17 protein-coding genes and 1 pseudogene are annotated in these 19059 nt (G+C 32.6%); 1 reads left to right on the top strand and 17 read right to left on the bottom strand.

The annotated features are described in order from the left end of the window. Positions 1-4 precede the first annotated feature (4 nt). Genes BM084_RS01660 through BM084_RS01645 form a run of 4 tightly spaced genes read right to left on the bottom strand, consistent with a single transcriptional unit; the run spans position 5 to position 3579 of the window. Positions 5-1165 carry a DegT/DnrJ/EryC1/StrS family aminotransferase gene (locus tag BM084_RS01660; protein ID WP_093302352.1) on the bottom strand — a complete coding sequence of 387 codons (1161 nt, stop codon included), beginning with the start codon at positions 1163-1165 and terminating at the stop codon, positions 5-7. Beyond that, on the bottom strand, positions 1158-1760 hold the full coding sequence (locus BM084_RS01655) for an acetyltransferase (RefSeq protein ID WP_093302479.1): 603 nt from the start codon (positions 1758-1760) through the stop codon (positions 1158-1160). The genes BM084_RS01660 and BM084_RS01655 overlap by 8 nt, the downstream gene beginning before the upstream one ends. Position 1761: 1 nt before the next feature. Continuing rightward, on the bottom strand, positions 1762-2367 hold the full coding sequence (locus tag BM084_RS01650) for a sugar transferase (RefSeq protein WP_093302349.1): 606 nt from the start codon (positions 2365-2367) through the stop codon (positions 1762-1764). Positions 2368-2412: 45 nt separating this feature from the next. Continuing rightward, positions 2413-3579: a glycosyltransferase family 4 protein gene (locus BM084_RS01645; protein ID WP_093302348.1), complete on the bottom strand. Its 1167-nt coding sequence runs from the start codon at positions 3577-3579 to the stop codon at positions 2413-2415. 103 nt (positions 3580-3682) lie between these two features. On the opposite strand from BM084_RS01645, the gene BM084_RS01640 reads away from it, so the two are divergent. After that, entirely contained in the window at positions 3683-4351 is a 669-nt protein-coding gene (locus tag BM084_RS01640; protein WP_093302346.1) for an acetyltransferase, read from the top strand. A 24-nt stretch (positions 4352-4375) separates the two neighbouring features. Here BM084_RS01640 and BM084_RS01635 read toward each other — a convergent pair. The 13 genes and pseudogenes from BM084_RS01635 to BM084_RS01575 form a co-directional block, all read right to left on the bottom strand. After that, a pseudogene (locus BM084_RS01635) lies at positions 4376-5640 on the bottom strand (IS256 family transposase). A gap of 68 nt (positions 5641-5708) precedes the next feature. After that, positions 5709-6809 (bottom strand): glycosyltransferase, encoded by a 1101-nt coding sequence (locus BM084_RS01630; protein WP_093302343.1) that lies wholly within the window; start codon positions 6807-6809, stop codon positions 5709-5711. After that, positions 6791-7672 carry a glycosyltransferase family A protein gene (locus tag BM084_RS01625; RefSeq protein WP_093302341.1) on the bottom strand — a complete coding sequence of 294 codons (882 nt, stop codon included), beginning with the start codon at positions 7670-7672 and terminating at the stop codon, positions 6791-6793. Before BM084_RS01625 ends, BM084_RS01630 begins: the two co-directional genes overlap by 19 nt. A gap of 3 nt (positions 7673-7675) precedes the next feature. After that, positions 7676-8758 (bottom strand): EpsG family protein, encoded by a 1083-nt coding sequence (locus tag BM084_RS01620; protein WP_093302340.1) that lies wholly within the window; start codon positions 8756-8758, stop codon positions 7676-7678. Between the two features lie 5 nt (positions 8759-8763). Further along, positions 8764-9675 (bottom strand): hypothetical protein, encoded by a 912-nt coding sequence (locus BM084_RS01615; RefSeq protein ID WP_093302337.1) that lies wholly within the window; start codon positions 9673-9675, stop codon positions 8764-8766. Next, entirely contained in the window at positions 9675-11006 is a 1332-nt protein-coding gene (locus tag BM084_RS01610; protein WP_317040632.1) for an MBOAT family O-acyltransferase, read from the bottom strand. The genes BM084_RS01615 and BM084_RS01610 overlap by 1 nt, the downstream gene beginning before the upstream one ends. A 111-nt stretch (positions 11007-11117) precedes the next feature. Beyond that, entirely contained in the window at positions 11118-12221 is a 1104-nt protein-coding gene (locus tag BM084_RS01605) for a glycosyltransferase family 4 protein (RefSeq protein ID WP_093302331.1), read from the bottom strand. A 1-nt stretch (position 12222) separates the two neighbouring features. Next, positions 12223-13302: a glycosyltransferase family 4 protein gene (locus BM084_RS01600; RefSeq protein WP_093302328.1), complete on the bottom strand. Its 1080-nt coding sequence runs from the start codon at positions 13300-13302 to the stop codon at positions 12223-12225. Between the two features lie 10 nt (positions 13303-13312). Then, positions 13313-14197 carry a glycosyltransferase family 2 protein gene (locus BM084_RS01595; protein WP_093302326.1) on the bottom strand — a complete coding sequence of 295 codons (885 nt, stop codon included), beginning with the start codon at positions 14195-14197 and terminating at the stop codon, positions 13313-13315. Positions 14198-14211: 14 nt separating this feature from the next. Then, the gene (locus BM084_RS01590; protein WP_093302322.1) at positions 14212-15420 is read right to left on the bottom strand and encodes a glycosyltransferase; all 1209 of its coding nucleotides are present in this window, start codon (positions 15418-15420) and stop codon (positions 14212-14214) included. Positions 15421-15520: 100 nt separating this feature from the next. Further along, entirely contained in the window at positions 15521-16543 is a 1023-nt protein-coding gene (locus BM084_RS01585) for a nitroreductase family protein (RefSeq protein WP_093302319.1), read from the bottom strand. 73 nt (positions 16544-16616) lie between these two features. Continuing rightward, entirely contained in the window at positions 16617-17741 is a 1125-nt protein-coding gene (locus BM084_RS01580) for a polysaccharide pyruvyl transferase family protein (RefSeq protein ID WP_093302317.1), read from the bottom strand. A gap of 98 nt (positions 17742-17839) precedes the next feature. Beyond that, positions 17840-18898, bottom strand: a complete 1059-nt coding sequence (locus BM084_RS01575; RefSeq protein ID WP_093302313.1) for a glycosyltransferase family 2 protein — start codon at positions 18896-18898, stop codon at positions 17840-17842. Between the last annotated feature and the right edge of the window lie 161 nt (positions 18899-19059).

Below are 19059 nucleotides of genomic sequence, written 5' to 3'. Positions count from 1 at the left end.
TCTATTAACTTCTGTTACTAAAACAGGATAAAATACCAGATTTAATTCGGGATCGTTCTTCCTCTGTTAAATTGGAACCCGATGGTAAACAGAGTCCGTCTTTAAATAATTGCTCTGCAACCCCTGTTCCATAAAAAGCAGTATCTTTAAATACCGGCTGCATATGCATTGGTTTCCAGAGAGGTCTGCTTTCAATATTTAGTTTTTCGAGGTGTAAACGCAAATCTTCCCTATTTATTCCACCCGTCTTATTTTCATCAATAGTGATCACACTTAGCCAATGATTGGCGAAATAATCTTTATTAGGAGCCTCAAAAACCTTAACTCCCTCTATTTCAGAAAACAAATCTACATAAAAATCGTGCATTTGTCTCCGTGCACTTACCCGGCTATCTATAACCTGCAGTTGGCCACGACCTATTCCCGCAGAAATATTACTCAACCTATAATTATATCCAATTTCACTATGCTGATAATGTGGTGCAGCATCTCTAGCCTGGGTGGCTAAAAATACCGCTTTCTCCTTATTCGCCTGCGATTTAGCGATTAAAGCGCCACCTCCTGAAGTTGTAATAATCTTATTTCCGTTAAAAGAAAGAATTGCATATTCTGCAAACGTTCCACATTTCCCACCCTTATAGGTGCTGCCCAAAGCTTCAGCAGCATCTTCTATTACAGGAATATCAAATTCCCGTGCTATTTCATTTATTTTTTCAACTTGATAAGGCATTCCGTATAAATGTACGGCAATTATTGCTTTTGGTTTTTTTCCTTTTGAAATTCTATCCTCAATAGCTATTCTAAGTTGATTTGGACAAAGGTTTAAAGTTTCTTCTTCACTATCAATAAAGATGGGAGTAGCTCCCAAATATGCAATAGGATTAGCGGAAGCAGCAAATGTCATGCTCTGGCAAAGCACTTCGTCTCCGGCTTTGACGCCTATCATAATTAAAGCAAGATGTAATGCCGCTGTTCCAGAACTTAAAGCGGCCACGGCACCTTCTTTCCCAGATTCTTTAAAAAGGTAATTCTTTATATCCTCTTCAAAACCATTTACATTGGGGCCTAAAGGTGCTACCCAATTTTGTTCAAAAGCTTCATTGACGAATTTTTGCTCATTTCCGCCCATGTGTGGAGATGATAACCAAATTTTATCTTTATTCATTTAAGTATTTTATTATTTTTCCAGGATTGCCAACAACCACAGCAAAGTCTGGCACGTCTTCAATAATTACTGCTCCGGCACCAATAGACGCCCATTTTCCTATTTTTACACCCGGAATAATTGAGGCACCGGTCCCTACCTGTGTTCCTTCTCCCACACTAACATTTCCAGTTAATACCGCATTTGGCGCTATATGTACAAAATTCTCCAGGTGCACATCGTGTTCAACAACCGCACCAGAGTTTATAATGCAATGTTCGCCAATTTTTGTACCTGAATTAATTATAGCTCCCGGCATGACAACAGTACCCTTACCCAGCTCGATATTTTTAGAAATTATGGCTGAGGAATGACCTACCGCTTCAGCTATTAAACCTGTATATCTACGGGCGACTTGTTTTCTAATTGTGTTATTACCAATAGCCAAAACTGAAGGAGTTTTAAGCTGATGTTCACTAGCCTCATGTGTCACTTTAAAGCCAAGAAATTCAGTAATTTCTGTATTATCGTCAAAAACTGAATCAACCTGAATATTCCTACTACTCAGGATATCAAAAACAACTTTTCCGTGACCGCTGGCTCCGTAAATATTCATTTTAATTTTTTCCATTAAAAGCTTCCGTAGTCGCCATATTGGCGGTATTTATTCCTTCAGAAATAATCACTTTCTTAATTGTTTTAAAGATAATGCTAACATCTAAACCAAAAGATAAGTTTTCTACATACCACACATCATATTCAAACTTTTTAGTCCAGCTTATTGCATTTCTGCCATTAACCTGTGCCCAACCAGTGATTCCAGGTTTTACCTCGTGACGTTTTTTTTGTCTTTCAGAATATAATGGCAAATACTGAGGCAATAATGGGCGGGGGCCAATTAAACTCATATCTCCCTTTAAGACATTAATTAACTGTGGAATTTCATCTATAGATGTTTTTCTTACAAATTTACCTACGCCGGTTAATCTTTTATCATCGGGCAACAGATTTCCCTTCCTATCCTTTTCATCTGTCATGGTTTTAAACTTGATAATACTGAAAATACGTTCATTTTTACCCGGTCTTTTTTGAAAAAAGAAGGGCTTCCCCCGATTTGCCAAAGCTAATAAAACTATAACTGGAATCAATAACGGACTAAGCACTAATAATGCCGTAAAAGCAATAAAAAAATCAAGTAAATTTTTAAAAAAGTGCCTGTACATACGTGTATTTAGGAATTTATACTGCAAAAATTGGCCTGGCCAAAATTAAGATTTTATATACTCCCGTTCTAAGCTTTTGTATTCCTTTAACAGTATTTGCCAAAATTCCTTCCGCTCGTAATATTTACAAATTTCATCACGTGCATTTGAAGATAATCTTTCGGTATAATTTTTATTTTCTACAAATAACTTCATAGCAGTAATTAAGGCTGAAGTATCCTTAACAGGAATAATCACTCCGTTGATTCCTTCAACAATAATTTCGTTACAACCATTAATATTACTTACTATGGCGGGAAGGTTCATGGCTCCAGCCTGCATTACCACATTAGGAAAACCTTCCCGATAACTGGGAAATGTCAATGCGTTTGAGACAGCTAAATAAGGCCGAACATCTTCCTGGTAACCCGTAGTGAATATTTTCTCGTGTAGTTGAATAGTTTTGAAAGTTTCTTCTTTTAAAGGATCCAGTTCTTTTTCAAAAGGCCCCACTAAAAGCAATGAAATATTTTGATTTTCAGCTTGTAGGTTATTGAAAGCTTCTACTAGTTCGTTTATTCCTTTTTCACTAACCAACCTCCCAATAAAAATAAAGATGAAATCTTCCTGAGGGATACCTAAGGATTCTCTTTTATTTTTTTTCTGGGTTGTATCAAATTGAAACGGATCAAAATATCTGGTGTCAATTCCGTTGGAACTTCCTTTTCCCAGCACTTTTAGCTTATCTTCTGTAGCAAAACCTTTTTTTAATATAATATCTTTTAAGCCCCTGGAATTTGGATAAACTTTTGTCGCTAATTTATAGGTGAATTTCTCAACCTGGTCTAATATTTTGCGTTTTGTGCCCTTAGTTTCCATTAGAGGCAATCCTGCTACCGTATGTAACCGCAAAGGAACTCCAGCTAGTTTAGCGGCCAGCATTCCAACAATCCCCGCCTTTGGTGTGTGCGTATGAACAATTTCCGGCTTTTCCTTTTTAAAAAATTTATAAAGCTTCCAAACGGCTCTAAGATCTTGTATTGGGGTAATGGCCCTGGTCATTTCCACCCAGAAAGTATTTACTTTATTGTTTTCTCCATACTTATTCAGTCGTTCCTTTTCAGCTGCAACCGCGCTTACCTCATAATATTGGTTCATATAGGTTAGTTGACCTTCAAGGAGTTTTTCAAGGGAAAGAGGAATTGTGGTTATGCGGATGAGTTTTTTGGGCATTTTTTTTTATTTCAGATACAAAACTATATTTAATTTATAAAAGGTTAAAGATATACACGAGAGATATAAATTTTATATTTGTTGATAATAAATAACACTCGTAATGAAAGAAAATAAAAAGCTAGTTATATATGGTGTTGGTAAATTTGCTGATTTCATTATTTACTCTTTTATTCACGACAGTCCTTATCAGGTTGTAGCTCAATGTGTTGAAGAAGCTTATATTTCTGAAATTTCCGAAACTGATCATGAATTTCCATTAGTTAATTTTGATAATCTTGAAAAAGAATTTAATCCTGATGAATATTATCTCTTTATTACAGTTGGTAACGATAAGTTAAGAGAACGTATTTACAAAAAAGCCAGAAAAAAAGGATACACCCTTGCAACTTACATTGCAACCAATGCTATTTATCCTAAGAACTTAAAAACAGGAAATAATGTTTATATTGGTGAAAAGACAGGCATCCAGCCTTTTGTTGAAATAGAAAACAACAGTTTTATTATAGCCGCAAATATAGGACACCATTCAAAAATCGGAAAAAATTCGTTACTAAGCGTATGTTTACTTGGTGCTGAAGTCCAAGTTGGAAAAAACACTTTTATCGGCCTAAATGCTACTATCAAGCCTAAAATTAAAATAGGAAGTTTTAATATAATAGGTATGAATAGTAAAATTACATCAAACACTCCCGATCACGCTATATTTTCTGAACCTGCTACAAAAATTCACAAGCTAAGTTATAAGGATATTAGTGGAAAATATCTTTAGCTAAAAGTAGAATGGGTCTGTAAATTAAACTCTGTCTGATATTTCAATTCCTCTGGGGCTAGCCCCAGAGGAATTGGCGTTTATGGCCAGCGATATCCGGTCTCCAAATTTAATATAAAATTGCTGAATCGTAAGGCTCCAATTATGCAAAGGAGCGGTCCATTTCTTCTCAATATTTCTTGTGGCCAGGTAGACCAGTTTGAGCAGGGACATATCATTGGTAAATGCTCCTTTGGTCTTGGTGACTTTCCTGATCTGGCGATGGAAGCCCTCTACGGCATTGGGTGGTATAAATAATCTTTCTAATGGGTTCTGTATATTCAAAATACTGGGACAGCTGTTCCCAGTTACGCTGCCAGCTTTCAATGACCACAGGATATTTACCACCCCATTTCTCTTCCAGGTTCAACAGTTCATCTTCGGCCACATCTTTGGTGACGGCCCTATAGACCTTTTTCAGGTCTTTCATAAATTCCTTCTGATCCTTCGAGGCGATATACTTCAGTGAATTCCGGATTTGATGTACAATACAAAGCTGCACCTGGGTCTTTGGATAAACGCTCAAGATGGCCTGTGCAAAGCCTTTGAGGTTATCCGTACAGGCAATCAGGATATCCTGTAATCCACGGTTATGAAGGTCGGTCAATACCTGGAGCCAGAAATTAGCACCTTCACTCTCAGAAATGTACATCCCCAGAATTTCCTTTTTCCCTTCTTTTGTAATACCCAGGATGTTATAGAGTGCTTTATGGGAGATCTTCCCATCTACCTTAACCTTATAATGCATGGCATCAAGCCAAACAATACAGTAGAGGGGCTCTAAAGGACGACTTTGCCAGGCTTTGATATCAGGAATGACCTGATCGGTGATCTGGCTTAGGACCGTATGGGAAATATCGGTGTCGTACATTTCTTTGATATGACTGGAGATGTCACGGTAGCTCATCCCAAGCCCATAAAGACCGATGATTTTTTCTGAAAGATTATCTGCTAGAATCGTCTGCCTCTTTTTAACCAGTTCCGGTTGGAAGCTGCTTTGACGGTCTTCAGGGGTTTCAATATCAAAGGATCCAAAGCCACTTTTGAGTTTTTTTTCCTTTGCCGTTACGCTTATTCCCCTTGGAGCGTTCCTCATTATCCAAATGGGAGTCCATCTCTGCTTGAAGAGCTTTCTCAATAACGTTCTTTTGCATCGGTGCAAAAGCACCGTCTGCACCAAAAAGGCTCTTGCCAGACATGAACTGGTCAAGTACCTTCTTCTCGAATTCTTGTTGTTCTTTTGTTGTCATAATTCTGTATGAATGAAATCAATAAGTAATTCAATTCAGACAGAGTTTATTTTACACCCTCGTTAGAATTAATTAACATCAACTAATTCCTCATAAACTTGGAAATATTTATCAACCATTACTTTAACATCATAATTACCAGCCCTTTCTACAACCCGCTCTGAGATAGTTTGGTAATAAAATTTGTCCTGGACTAATTTTAAAACCTCTGAACTTAAGGTTTTTGAATCTCCAAGTGGGAACAATATCCCTGCATCTTTAACTATATTATGCAAACCCGGAACGTCCGATGCCAAAAAAGGTTTTCCACTAGCCATGCCTTCAATGCTGGATAAAGAAAGTCCTTCGTAATAAGAGGACAATACCACAATATCAGCCATCTTTAGCAATTGAGGTATATCACTCCGGATACCTAAAAATATCACCCGTTTTTCTAATTTACGTTTTTTAACATTTTCTTCTACTTTGCCTCTAAGAGGTCCATCCCCAACCAATAATATTTTAAAATTTTCAGGTAAGTAAAGCAAGGATTTTATTAAAGTCTCCTGGTCTTTTTGAGGGCGAAAACTAGAAACCTGAAGAATACAAATATCATCTTTATTTAGAAAAAGCGTTTTTGCTACAGGTTCTGCTCTCCTAATTTCTTCTAAATTCACTCCATTTGGAATCAATTGAAATTTAAGGTTTGAAAAATTAAGATAATCTCTTAAATTTTTATCCACCTCAGGAGATATTGTGATTAATTTGTGATATATCTTATAAATCAGTTTATCTGTCATATTGAGTATAAGGTTACCCCTGCGCCTATTGGAAGTATTATGCTCGGTATATATAAGTTTAACTTTAGCTTGAACTAATAACTTTGACAAACCAACCCAGTATAATGCCGGAAACAAATGAACATGAATCAAATCATAGCGATGTATTAAAGAAGTTAATTCCAAAATATGTAAAGGATTATAAAACGACTTATATTTAGACCTAATAACTTTTATATTTTCTTCTTTTAACTTATTTAAAAAAGGGGTCTCTCTTCCATTCAAAAGAAAAAGATCTACTTGCAAACCTTTTTCTTTATAAATAGGCAAACTATCCAGAATTAATTTTTCTGCCCCACCGGTAGCTAAACTATTTATTACGTGCAATACTTTTATGCTCTCGTTTTCCATCGTATATATATATTTAGAAGTACTCCCCCGGGAATTAATAGAAAGGAAAAGATTGGAAATTGGGATTTGAAAGCTAATTTATAGTCTCTTAAAAATATAGCAGAAGATATTAAATGTAAGGTATTTTTAATCTTTGTTGTATACCTGGTATTATATTTTAATTCAATCAATCTGGCGTGAGCAAAACCACGCGGACTTCTTCTATATTGTTGTAATATCGTTTTAGAAGAGCCATCCGCCTGGTACTCGACAGTACATAGAGGTTTATTGACTAACAAAAATTCATAGGATTGCCCAATCATAAGATATAGAATTCCCAGGGGTACCAATCTCTCATTTTCAAATTCAGGATATCTTGGGTACTTATTAACAATATCAGTTCTTAAAACAATCTTTTTATCTCCTTTAACTTTATATTGGGAATATAACTCGTGGAGTGTTGATGTTTCCAGATTATGCGGCATTGAGGTTCCAACTATTTCTCCATTTTGTAAAGCATCAAGACCAATTAATCCAGCAATATTTTGATTGTCATTAACTTTCCATTTATTCACAATAATTTCTATAGCGTCAAATGGCATATAATCATCGCTGTCTATACATACATTTAATTCTGTTTTTATTTTATCGTATGCCAGATTATGCGCTGTATGCATCCCGCCATTTTGCTTGAATTCGTATTGTATTTCAATAAAATTTTCTTTCTGCCATTCTTTTACAAGTTCATTTGTACCGTCAGTTGAGCCATCGTCGATTATCAACCATATAAATTCTTTTGAACTTTGAGCTTTTAAACTTTTATAAAGTCTGGGTAGTAATTTTATACGATTATATGTAGGAGTAAAAATTGTAAGTTTTTTCATTTATCATAGTATAACTTCCAGCAAATAGGTAAACAAAAATGAAGCTGAAATAATAAGACCTATTTTATTGTGCTGATTGATCAAGAATTTTTTCTTTAATAAAGGATAAATTATTACCAGTCCTAATAAAAACCAAGAAAGATAGGCAAATCTATTAGAAAATCCAGCCCTAATAACCAGGATCCAAAACGAATTGGTAATTACAAAAACTTGATAGATTACCCGATAATTCTTGTCCTTAAATTTCTTTTTAAAAATATAGTAATATCCTGCAAAAACCCCGGTGGAACTATATAACAAAAAATCCCAGCGAAACCCTGTTTGGGAAAATTGTTCAGCAAACTCATCATTTGCTAAGTATAACTGCATTCTATCTTCTTCAAAACCAAACCCCAAAAAAAGAGATTCCCAAAAACCACCCCCAACCAAAGATAAAGGAATAGCCAGAAACCAAATCTTTAAATATAAAGAAGGATTATTTTTGAAGTATATAATTAAATAAGCTAAAATTGGGATTGCAATAGAGGTATGTATATTCACCGCCAGAAACATCCATAATGCTTTAAATAATAATTTATCTCTCGAAAGGGCATAAATAAAAACTGACGTGGCCAGTCCATTCCTAATTCCATTCGTCCCATAAGCCCAAAAGGTCAAAACGGAGATAATCATTAAAAACCCATAGCCCCAGTAATTGGAAAACCACTTTTTACAGGCCAAATAAATGGGCAGTATGTACAAACTTGCACATAGAAAGAAAAAGAATTGAGCGTTCATAAAGTAAGAACAAAACTTCATAAAGGCATAAAAAAATCCATCTTTAACTTTAAGTACTTCCTCACCTGACTGATATCTTTCAAAATAGTTGTTATAGGTTCCCATATCACCAAAATAATAGCTAATTGGTCTTAGCCCCATTATCAACAGGAGATAAATTACTGCGACACCCCCAACCATTTTTGCAAATTTAATTCCATTGGGCGTGGTGATATTCGTTGAAAAAGTATTTATAGCAGTTATAAATACAATGGCAAAAAGCAACTGATAATAAATAGGAGTATATATATGTATAGGAAATAATTCCAACTATTTTATTTTTTTAAAATTGAATCGCAGAGATCTTTTGTAAAAATTTTACCTCCGTTTTTTGTTAAATGATGACCATCATATGTTTTATATTGATTTTTTTTGCTGAAATCGATAAAAGTAACCTCTGTATCTTTCGCCAAAACATTCATTTCCTTGCTGAATTTACTCCAGAAATTTTCCTCAATTTCTAACACTTTTTCACTTATAGGGAGTCTCACTAAAAACACCTCTCCATGTTTTTTTAATCTAACTATAAGCTCCTTTAAATGATTCTTTCTGTAAGGACTTTTTTTCCATTTATTAGAAAAACCCTGAAACATTTTAATTTGATGATCAGTCCAGTTTTGTAAAGTAATTGAATCTTTAGGCAGGTTCCTTTCTTCCAGCCAACCATCTTTATGAAGTTTACTTGTTCTACGAATTAATGATCTAAAGTGGAAATATTTATAGTTCCTAATTAAATATTCGTAGTTGGGATTCATATTTACAAAATCCATATTGTGTGGCGGAACATTTTCTTCAATAAATTTAGAATTTTTAAAATCATCCCCAGGTCTCCGGGCAAGCATCCAGGGATTAACATTTAAGATATAAACTCCTTTATTTACCGTTGTAGTATCTAATTTTTTAAATATACTTTTTGTATAAAGTGGCCCATAAGTTGCCTGAGAAATTGTAAAACTATAATTAAAAAATTGAGTTTCATTTTTTTTAAATGAAAGGCATTCATTTAAAATAGATGGCTGTATACCCTGTAAACTACGGGAGTCTCCTATGATAAGGGAACTTTGTTTTGGCGTTGTGAATTTGTTATAAAAATAATCTACATAACCACCGAAAAAAACTAATATAAAAGTATAGATGGCTAAAACCAAAAGAAAGAATAAAATTGCTTTTTTTAAAAATCTTTTCATTAAAATTGAAAATATATAAAGGAATCAGAACTTTTTCCAAAGAGAATTAAAATCATTAAAATACTTATATAAATGAGCCAACGCGCAATTATTGGTAAATTTGAAATTGACAATCCAAATGATCTGTCTCGATTAAACCATTCCACGATCAACATAAAGAAAACAAATACAAGAATTCTTATATCTACTGTGGGATATGCCCAACCTTCAATTATAAAAATCCCGGAAAGGTATTCCCAGGCATCTTTAATACTTAGCGAGCGAAAAAATATAAAAGCTAAACAGGTAAGCACAAAGGTTAATATAATATTGAATAACTGAGAAATATTTGGCAACAACTGATGTTTAGAGATGTCCGAAGTATGATATCTATTCAAATTAAAGATGATCAAAGGTACCATATAAAGAGCATTTAAGCCACCCCACACTACAAATGTCCAATTAGCACCGTGCCAAAGACCGCTAACAATAAAAATTATAAAAATATTTCGTAAAGTCATCCATTTTCCACCCTTACTACCTCCCAGGGGAATATATAAGTAATCACGGAACCAGGTTGATAAAGAGATATGCCAACGTCTCCAAAACTCTGAAATGTCTCTGGAAAAATAGGGGAAGGCAAAATTCTGCATTAATTTAAAACCAAAAAGCTTTGCAGTACCTATTGCTATGTCTGAGTAACCAGAAAAATCGCCATAAATCTGAAATGTAAAGAATACCGCCCCAACTATTAAATCAACCGGCCCAAGTTCATGATAATTTTCAAATACTTGATTAACAATAATAGCACTATTATCTGCAATCACTACTTTCTTAAATAATCCCCATAAAATTTGACGAAGTCCCTCAGCAGCAAAGGCATAATCAAAAAATCTTTTTTTATGAAATTGTGGTAATAAATTTGTTGCACGTTCTATTGGGCCAGCAACAAGCTGTGGAAAAAAGCTTACAAAAGTAAAAAAATGCAGCATATTGGTTGTAGGTACAAGTCTTCTTCTATAAATATCTATAGTGTAACTCATAGTTTGAAAGGTATAAAAACTTATTCCTACGGGTAGAATTATATCCAGAGTTAAAGCGTCAACTTCATATCCAAAATTTAAAAACAGCCCTGCAAAAGATTCAGCAAAAAAATTGTAATACTTAAAAACTCCTAAAAAACCAAGGTTTACTAAAATACTTAACCAAAGCCATAGTTTTTTTATTTGATCCCTCTTTGCACGGTAAATATAAATTCCCGCATGATAGTCAACAAAAGAGCTAAATGCAATTAAGGATAAAAATCGCCAATCCCACCATCCGTAAAAAATATAACTTAAAATTAAAAGCAATAAGTTTTGGCTGGTTATTCGTTTATTAAAAACAAACCAATAAAGAAAAAATGCAATGGGTAGAAATAAAAGATATTCAAAAGAATTAAAAACCATAATTTAGAAGTTTTTTTACTTAACTAAAGTATTTTTCCAAATTTTCATGATTCTGTCAAGGCTAAACTCCTTTGCTACTTTTTGGGCTTGCCTGCCATAATATAGTCTGCTAGATTTATTGCTTATAAGACGAGACACCTTATCAGCAAATACCTCAACATTCTGATCGGGCACCAGTAATTCTGCCTGCTCTTCCAGTAATATAAATTTTGGTCCTGTAGGACAGTCAAAAGACACTACCGGTAATCCAACCGACATTGACTCTAGTAATACCATTGGAAAACATTCTGTTTCAGAGGTCATTAAATAGAGGCTGTAATTTTTCATTTCATTTACAATATTAGGCGTAACCCCCATTAAACGAACAGAATTTTCCAGACCACGCGCAAAAATCATTCTATTTAATTTTTCAGTTGTTCCTAAATAATCATCTCCGAAAATATCCAATTGCCATTCCGGATGTTTTTCAACTACCAATTCCCAGGCCGCAACTAATGTATCAAAACCCTTAACCGGTGCAATTCTACCCGCCGCCATAACTTTTTTAGTATCTAGTTTGGCTGGAGTTCCCTTAGTATTTGGAGCGGGATTCGGAATGACACTTATATCTCTATTTTTATAATATTGTTTTTCTCCCTGATTTAATATTATTAATCGGTCATATTTATTTTCTATATAAGCCCTAATTTTTAGCTTCCATTTTTGTTTTATAGATCTATTCTGATAAAAATCATAATATCTACTGGAATGGAATTCTTTGACCTTTTTAATTGATTTGTTAATGAACGGCAACCAATAAAAATCCAGTCCAAAACTAACCGAAATAACATAATCCGGCTCTATTTTATTTATAGTTTTGCGAAGTTCAAGTAAATGTTTGGGTATTCTTTTTAAATTTTCAAAGCTAAAATAACTTTTGTCCCTATTATAGTTTATGCTAATATCTATTAGATCAATTTTTGAGTTTAATTCAAAATAAGTTTGTTTCCCCTTTTGCTCACTTGTTAAAATTGTAATATCCCAATTAAAAACTCGAGCCATATAATTGGCCTTTAAGCTTAACACCCTCTCGATTCCACCGGCTTTATAAAGTTGATCGGTAATAAATACTATATTCAAACTAAAGACTTTTATATAAATTATTCCATTTTGGTAAAATATTCTCAGGCTTATACTTTAACGCCTTTTTTCTAGCCATTTCCCCCATCCTGGACCTTAGATTATCATCTTTCATTAATAATTGTAATTTTTCAACAAAGACCTTCTCGTCTCCATTAGGAATAAGGAAACCGTCAATGCCATCGGTAATAATATCCCTGGGACCACTGGGGCAATCATAGGCTATACAAGCTAAACCGCAAGCCATAGCTTCAATTATTACCATTCCAAACCCCTCTGATCGGGAAGCTAAAGCAAAAATGGATGCTTGCAAATATTTACTTTCAATATCATTAACCGGATCAAAGAATTTTACCGAAGATGTCAAATTGAGATTATCTGCTAATCGAATAAAGGTTCTATCTTTATCTTTCTTTCCATAGATTTCTAAGCTCCAGCGTGGGTTTCCCATATATACCTGTGCCCAAATATTCAACAATCTATCAAGACCCTTTATATAACTATGACTACCCACCATAATAACCTTTTTTTCATTTTGCTCCTGAGCAACCTGAGAAGGATAAAACGAAAGTGGATTAGGAATTGAAGTTATATTGTTCGTTTTCCATTCTTTTTTATTAGAATCGGTAAGTACAATAAATTTATCATACAAACCAGCTCCATAGTTCATTAAATTACTTATAATCCATGATTTTATGCTTTTCGGATTTTTAAAATTCATTTCCTTGGAAGCATGCCTTTCGTAAATATATATTATATTTTTTTTTAATAGTAAGGGAAGAAATAATCCTTTCAGACCATCATCACAAACAGAAATAATATCGGGCTGAAAATCCTGAACAATTCGCTGAAGTCCTTCTATATAATCTTTTAATTTCACAGCAAGGCCATTATTTATTTTAATATTATAAAACATAATATTTTTATTAAAAGAATAAAAGGTAGATAAATTTTCTTCATTTAAAGAAATTATACTTACCTCATAACCATACTTTTCTATCAAAAGATTTGTCTTGATAGACAATACCTTTTCTAAACCTCCCGATCCGGAAATACCATTTGTAATATATAAAAGTTTCATACACTTTTAATTAATTTGACTTCCTTAAGTAAACCTGAACTAAATTTGAAATTTCTTTTAAGTAAATTTTTGCATACCGAAAATTAGCAGAAGAATTTTTAAAAAATGCTTTTATAAAATAAGTAGAAGATTGTTTAAAGTAACCAATTATAGAATAAAAAAGGAATAGTGGATCTTTTTTATTATGCTTTAAAAATAAAATTTTATCGGAAAATCCCTTTTGCATATTTTCGCCTATGCTTGCTCCACTATATATACCCTTCTCATTTACCCGAAATACCGCTGAATTAAAGGGTAAAACTGCTAATTTACCCTTGTTCCCAGTAAGAAATAATAACAAACTTAAATCTCCTATCGCTGCTTCTGATAAATAATTCGGGATTTTAAAATTGTTTCTAATTAAGCCGGTTAAGGTTCCGGTTCTGTTTTTTAAAATAAGATCATACTGACTAAAAATTTGCAATTTTGTTTTTCTTAAACTTTTAATTAATCGATTTCCTCTTAAAATATTATAATTAGTACTGCAAATCTGGATGTGTTCATTTCTTTCCATAAAATCAACCTGTTTTTGCAATTTTAAAGGATCGGTCCAAAAATCGTCTCCTTCACAATAAGCGATATACTTTCCGTTAGCGATTGGAAACAAAAACTTAAAAAAAGGTTGAATTCCCTGAGAAAATTGATTGACGTTTTGTTTGACTACTCTAAATAACTCCGGATGCTTTTTTTCATAATTCGTAATAATCTCCAGGGTATTATCGGTAGAAGCATCATCATGTATAAGAATTTCAAAAGAGAAGTTGGTTTGCTGCATCAAAAAACCCTTTAAGCATTCTTCTATATAATGCTCATGGTTATAAGTTAAACAACAAATGCTTACTGAAACTTTATCCATTTTTTACTACAAATTCAGTTAGAAGCAATTAATTTGCTAATCATCGAATCAAAACGTTTTATCGTTTCGCTACTCTCTTTAGGTTCCTTCCGTAAATAATTTACAATTGAACTATATAAGCCTTTGTCCTTCATTATTTCTATAATTCCACAAGCTACTGCTTCAGGGTTCAGGTCTGTCACCAATCCATTTTTACCTTCTACCATCTGATTATAAACAGTATCAAATCGCGTAGTTACGATTGGTGTATTTAGCAATCTAGCTTCGGCAATTGAAATACCATAACTTTCCGAACGTGATGTTTGTACGTATAAGTCGGCCGCTTTAAAATAAGGGTATGGATTAGTGGTTGTACCTAAAAGTGTCAAATGAGAGGAAAGCTCATTAACACCTATAAACTCTTGCATTTCAGAGCGGTAAGAACCTTTACCTATAATATACCAATGGAAATCAATTCCACTTTCCTTTAACAATCTACAGGTTTCCATCGTAATATCTAAACCCTTCATTCCTTTTTCCAGACGTGAAACTGTTAATATATTAAAAGTATTCTTTTTAAAATCGACCTGAAACATATCAGCCATGCCATAAATATTTGAAACATCAAGCATGTCTGGAATCAACCAAAGCCTTTCAGTAAGAAAAGGAAATATTTTCGCAAAATGTTGCTTGTTTATTTTAGAAACAGAAACAATATTATCAAACTGACTGTAGTACTTTTCTTCAAAAGACAAGCTGCGCTTACTTAATTGCAAATTAGCATTTACCCAGGTAATTTTCTTTTGAGCTTTTATTTTATCAACTACGTAGTAAGTAGGAACTCCCTGGGCGTAGGCAATAGCAATATCGTAATTATAATCATATTTCTTAAAGGCCCTATGCACTGTACTCCAATAAAGTTTTGCCGTATCAGTGACATTTCTCTTCCCTACCCGCAATCTTATGGTATAAGTAAGTTTAGACCATAAAAAACGTAAATTAAATGATAGAATATTTTGAACTAGGGATTTTTTAACAAATTTAGTATAAGATAAAGGGGGTAATAAGTTCACATAACTGGGCAGCAAACTTTCCAATTCACCTCCATAACTAAATAATTGAAGTTCCACATCATACAAGTTAGAATCCAGGTTGGATAGTAACGCGATTAAACTTTTTTCACTACCCGCTAAGCTTAAAGATTCAATGACAAAAAGTATTTTTATTTTATTCTGTTTATTCACCTTGATAAGCGTTAGTAATAGTTATTTCTAATTATATTACACCTATACAGTTTAAGTGCTATATGCTATTATTTCCTGCGTTGTAGCATAATTTTTCAAATTATACTATTTTCAAAATCTCATCATTTTCTCTTCTTAAAGACAAGGTTGTTTTAAATGAATCGGCAGGGAAGCCTATAGGGATAATACACAAAACCTTTTCAGATTCTAAGAGAGGTATTACTTCTAAAATTTCCTTATCTTTTTCTATAGGATGCCCCCAATGCGCAGGACAGGCTGCTACTTTATAATAATGTAAAGCATAAAGCAAATTCATAATAAATAGCCCTCCATCAATATATAATTGATTTCTCTCTCCTATGGAATAGAAATAGTTCCTGTCTGCAACTACTACAAACATTTGATTTATTTCTTTCGTATAACCGGTTAAACCTCCCTGTATATTTAGTATCCTATCTATTTTATCTTTATTTTCTAAATAGTAAACTTTGGTAGGTTGCCTGTTACATACAGAAGGTGCATTTTTCGCTAATTCAATAACTTTCTCTATTGTATCTAAGGAAACTTTATCTTCTTTAAAGTTTCTAACACTTTTGCGAGACCTTGAAAAATCCTTAAAATCCCGATGCACCGCATTAAAATACGAGCCACTCTCCCAATCTTTGATCACAGTCATATTCAAAGTGACCATTTTCTTAAATAATTTATAGTCTTCTAATTTATAAAAATCAGAAATATCTACATTTTCAGACTCATGCTTTTCGTAGTATTTACATATAGCTAAATAGGCTGAAGCTATTTGACTTTTTTTGGAATTTTGCCTTATAACATCCAGAGATAAAAGCTTTATTAAATCTCTCACCCGGTCTTCACCAAATCTATATCTAAAATTTTTATGCAAAAAACCTTTCTCAATCGCATGATAATGCAATACTATTTTAGATTCTATTTTATTATAAGTATTTTGCTTAAATACCATAGAATGTTTATAGAAAAGCTTAGCATCCTCAAATGTATTAAGGGTAAGTGTCTTCACCCCCAATAAATTAATAACTACAGAAATAAATTTATTATATAGTTTAGGACCGATTGTTTTTTTAAACAAATTTTTAATTTTATTCATAAGTAAAGAGAATATATAAGAAAGCCTTACCAGTTTTCATAAACTATAGCTGTGTTGAGCCTTCTACAAATTCTTAAATATTCTTTTTTAAAAAGTTTAAGGAGTGATCTTTTAAAATATTTAGTTTTGAGTAGACTTCGGCATAATCAATTTCATTTTCTAATTTAGCCATATCAAATTTTTTAACATCATAGACTAAACGATCTTCTAAACCTAACTGTTTCAAAATTGATTCAAATCTTGAGGCTCCCCTATCTACATTAACTAAAGACAAAAATTGTTTTTTATTAATAATTGAGAATAAAGTTCCGTGAAAAGAATCTGTAATTACAAAATCTGAGTCCCTAAACCCTTGAAGCCAACCTTCAAGAGACGGAACAATATAGTCTTCAGGCTTGTCACTCTTATAGATATGAGTAGGGTATTTTGCCTGATTCGTACTTACCTCTAACTTTAAATATTCTGAACAACTATTTATAAAGTCTTTTTTTATTTCTGCGTCATCAAGTACATAAGTAAATAATCCAGACCTATTTTGTTGCTCACCTATAAGCTGACTATAATCTTCTGCTTCTAAAAGCAAAGTTGGATCCAAAGCAAGTATTGCATCCTGCATTTTAAGATATTTACCCGACATTTGAACCCCAGAATTTTCTCTTACTGAAACTGCTTTAAACTGATTAATCAGCTCGGAGCATTTTTTTGTTTGTTTGTTGGAATATTCCCACTCTTCAGTGCCAAATGAAGCCGCATAAGCAAGTTTTTTAATATTAGATCCTTCTATAAAATCTAAATAAAAATTAAAAATATTAGGAGAATATTTAGGTCTCCATACCTGATCACTTCCAACTATTACATCATCAAATTTCTCCTTTTTAAAATAGGCAATCAATGCTTCAGTAGACTCGAGTTCAGGTGACAATTTTATATATTTATTTATAAAGCTCAAGTTTTGTTTAAAAACCGTATTATATGAAAGGTATTTAGGATTTTTAGATTGTAAAATCTTTCTTTGAAAATCCGATTTATATTTACTGGCTAGAACTTTAATTCTTGAATGGGGGTTATCTGCTCTTCTATTTACTGTTAAAACTTCATGACCCATTTTTGACAGCACTTTCTGCAATGCATAATTTTGAATAATACCTCCATAATTATGCCCCAGTGGTAAAGTTAATAGGGCTATTCTTTGTTTCATTTATATGATTAATATTTTGGACAGATTTAAATCAAGTTTCCATAAATTAAAGGGGTACAAATGTACAAAACCTATTTTCGGAAATAACTTTAAAACAATTAAGAAAAACTTAATTTTTTTGCAATTTTAATAAGATGGAAACTCAATCTTCTTTTGATATTTTTCACCTCACTTAGTAAATCATACGCCATAGTTAACATCCAGGCAATGAAGTATTTTTTTTTAAAAACATTCTTCAATATTACTTTGTCCATTTTTTTCACTACAATAGTATCTATAGTAAAAGAAGTTTCGTTTTTAACCAAAAAGTCTGCTGCTTTATAATATTCTTCTTTGGACATTGTATTATTTCTTAACAGTTGGATCATAAAGGAATATAAGCGTCTGGTTTTGATTTTTTCAAAGTTCTTGAAACTTACTTCTTCCCTAAACTTATCCAATTCCCCCAAAAAAAGTTTTAAATCGTAGTATTTATTTATACTAACTTTTCTACTTAATCCATTCTCATTTAACCTATTGTAATAATAAATAGAATTATGAATAATAAATACTTCATTTATATACTTTGAGTATTCCAAGATTACCAACAAATCTTCAGAGAGTTTTATGTCTTTATTAAAATGAATATTATTCTTTATAAAAACTTCCTTCTTAAAAAGCTTTCCCCATAATACTCCAGAAACACCAGTGAATAAGTTTGATTGGAATAAACTCTTATCAATTTTCCGGTTTAAATATTCAGGTTGGAAATCGTGTAATTTAATACCTTCAGGAAAATTAGAGTTTACTTCAAAGTAACCCGCACAAACCAAATCAGGATTATTATTTTGCATGGGAGTTACTAGTTTTTCTATATAATCTCCACTTAGCCAATCATCAGCATCTATAAAAGATAGATATTTACCTCTGGCTTTTTCTATACCCAGATTACGCGCCGAAGATGGCCCAGCATTATCTTGAAAAAAATACCGGAAACGATTATCAATATTTAAAAAATTTTGAATTATAGATATTGAATTATCAGAAGAACCATCATTGATCAAAATGACTTCAAAATTTTTATATCTTTGAACCATAACACTCTTAAGACACCTGTGAAGATATTCTTCAGCATTGAATATGGGAATTATAAGTGTAACTTTGTTTTGGTAGTTCATCCTTGCCTCATATTAAACCTGATAAAATTATAATTCTTTAGAATCTGAGCTGAATTTTATTTTCTAATTAAGAAGTTTTTAATCCTATTTATAGGTTAATAATTACTAAATATGGCGCACTTGCCTCTACTAAGCGTTAAAATATTTCAAAACTTTAATAA

It is taken from the genome of Salegentibacter agarivorans, assembly GCF_900113135.1.
Lineage (GTDB): Bacteria > Bacteroidota > Bacteroidia > Flavobacteriales > Flavobacteriaceae > Salegentibacter > Salegentibacter agarivorans.
Note: the sequence above shows the minus strand (reverse complement) of the source record. Positions and strands in the feature narration are given on the sequence as shown.